Source organism: Streptomyces sp. NPDC048191, from assembly GCF_040652655.1.
Lineage (GTDB): Bacteria > Actinomycetota > Actinomycetes > Streptomycetales > Streptomycetaceae > Streptomyces.
Window position 1 is genome coordinate 1 of the sequence record NZ_JBEZMO010000086.1, and the last position, 2,530, is coordinate 2,530.

Sequence of the window (2,530 nt, forward strand, 5' to 3'; positions counted from 1 at the left end):
CTCCCGGCGACCCCCTTCACGGACGGGGTGTTCGCGCACAGCACCACCGAACGTGAGGAGGCGCCCACGTGAGCGTCATGGAGGAGTCCGCAGCCGAGAAGAGCGGTACCGGGGACGGCAGGCTGCCGCCGCTCCGCAAGAACCGTGACTTCCTGCGGCTGTGGATGGGCGCCGGCAGCACCCTGCTGGGCACGGGAGTGGCCACCACCGCGTACCCGCTGCTGATCATCTGGTTCACCGGGTCGGAGGTCGGGGCCGGCCTGGTGGGCTTCGCCGCGATGCTTCCGCGCCTGTTGGTCCAGCTCCCAGCCGGAGTACTCGTCGACCGCTGGGACCGGCGCCGCCTGATGATCACCTGCGACATCCTGGGGCTGGTGACCATGGGCAGCGTGGCGGCGGCCCTCATCGCGGGTCACTTCTGGCTGCCCCACATCATGGCGGCGGCGTTCGTCCAGGGCAGCGCGGCGATCTTCTACCGGCTCGCCGAACGCGCGGCCGTCCGCAACGTCGTCGACCCGGAGCACCTGTCGGCCGCGCTCTCGCAGAACGAGGCCCGCGGCCAGGCCGCCGCGCTCATCGGCCAGCCCACATCCGGATCGTTGTTCGCCGCCGGCAGGTGGCTGCCGTTCGCCTTCGCCGCGTTCTCCCACCTCGTGGCGCTGCTGACCCTGCTGCCGGTCAAGCAACGGTTCCAGCTCCAGCGCGCGGCCGAACCTCGCAGGATCCGCACCGAACTCGCCGAAGGGTTCGTATGGGTGTGGCGCCAGCGCTTCGTACGGGACGCGTCCGTGCTGATCGCGCTGACCAATCTCGTCTTCCAGGTGCTGGGGCTCGCCCTTGTCGTCCTCATCAAGGACGGCGGCGGGTCCCCGATGGCCGTCGGCACCATGGGTGCGGTGGCGGGCGTCGGCGGCATCATCGGTGCGCTGACCGGGTCCTGGTGGATCAAGCGGCTCACACCCGTCGCCACCCTCATCGGAACGGTCCTCACCTGGGCCGTACTGATGACCCCGATGGCCTTCACCTCCAGCCCCGTGCTGCTGGGCGGCCTGTACGCGGGAATGAACTACGCGGCAGCGCTGATGGGAGTGGCCGGAGGCCTGTACCAGATCCAGATCACACCGGACGAGATGCAGGGCCGCGTCACCAGCGTCGGCGCCCTCCTCGCCTCGGGTGCGAACTCCGCCGGCGCGATGGCGGGCGGCTTCCTCCTCGCCGCCTTCGGCGCCAGCACCACGGTGCTGGCCGCCGCAGGGGCCATGTTCGCGATGGCGGTCGGGGCGGCGTTGAGCCCGGGCATCCGCAGCGCGCGCAACATCAGTCTGGTGACGGCCACCGACGGCGGATCCGGGGACACGAAAGGACCTGAGGGCGAGAGGCTGCAGTAATCAAGAGCGCCTCGCCTCATAGGAATTGTGGCGAAAAAGTATAGGCCGATATGGAGAGTGAGCTGAGAACGGGAAGACGTGTGCGGAGTGCGAGGACGAGGACCAGTGGGCGCAGAAGAGAATCGGAAGACCGACGGCGGCGCGGCAGCTCGTGAGGAGTTGCTGCGGCGCCGTTTGGGCCGCGGTCGTGGCGGTGCGACCGGACGTGGCCGAGCGGTGATCGGCCGTGCTGATCGGTCGGGTCCGTTGCCGTTGTCGTACGGGCAGCAGCAGATGTGGTTCTTGAATCGTCTGGATCCGGAGAGTGCCGAATATCTGGTTCCTTTGGCGGTCCGGTTGGGCGGCCGGCTGGACCGGGTGGCACTGGGCCGTGCCTGGCGGGGGATGTGCGATCGGCACGAGATTCTGCGGACCCGCTATGTCATGGACGGCGCGGCTCCGGTCCAGGTGATCGATGAGCCGCGTCCGGTCGACCTGATGGACGTCGACCTGAGCGACGCCGACGCGGACAGCCGCGAACGGCGCGCCGTGGAGATGTTCCGCGCGGAGTCCGCCGGGGCGTTCGACGTGGAGCGGGAGTGGCCGTTGCGGGGAACGCTGGTGCGGCTGGCCGAGGACGATCACGTACTGGTCGTGGTTTTCCACCATGTTGCTTGCGACGCGTGGTCCACTCGTTTGTTCATGGAGGAGCTGAGCGAGCTTTATCTGGCTTTCGCCGGGGGGCGTTCTTGCGAGCTCGCTGAGCCGGAATTGCAGTATGCGGATTTCGCGGTGTGGCAGCGGGAGTACCTTTCGGGTGAGCGGCTGGAGCGCGAGTTGGATTATTGGCGGGACCAGTTGGACGGGCTCACCCCGCTGGAACTGCCGACCGACCGTCCCAGGCCGGCGGCGCGCGGCTTCGAGGGTGCCGAGGTCACCGTTTCGTTTCCGGCGGGACTGGATGAGCGGGTGAAGAAGACGGCGGCCCAGTACGGTGTGACGCCGTTTGTGGTGTTGCTGACGGCGTATCAGTTGGTGTTGTCGCGGTATGTGGGTCGTCAGGACATTGCGGTGGGGACTGTGGTGTCGGGTCGGGGTCGTCCTGAGCTGCAGGGGATGCTGGGTTATGGCATCAACAGTTTGGTGATGCGTGCGCGTTGGGG

General features: G+C 68.1%; 2 protein-coding genes. Both read left to right on the plus strand.

Going from position 1 to position 2,530, the window contains the following annotated elements; all coding sequences use genetic code 11:
• The first annotated feature begins 77 nt into the window (after nt 1-77).
• Entirely contained in the window at nt 78-1,388 is a 1,311-nt protein-coding gene (locus AB0D93_RS41460) for an MFS transporter (RefSeq protein WP_362131935.1), read from the plus strand.
• 105 nt (nt 1,389-1,493) lie between these two features.
• A partial coding sequence (locus tag AB0D93_RS41465) for a condensation domain-containing protein (protein WP_362131932.1) occupies nt 1,494-2,530 on the plus strand: 1,037 nt, incomplete at its 3' end.

Bases quoted from the DNA above. Each gene is read 5' to 3' on its own strand.
- AB0D93_RS41460 (WP_362131935.1), top strand. From the start codon at position 78: ATGGAGGAGTCCGCAGCCGAGAAGAGCGGTACCGGGGACGGCAGGCTG.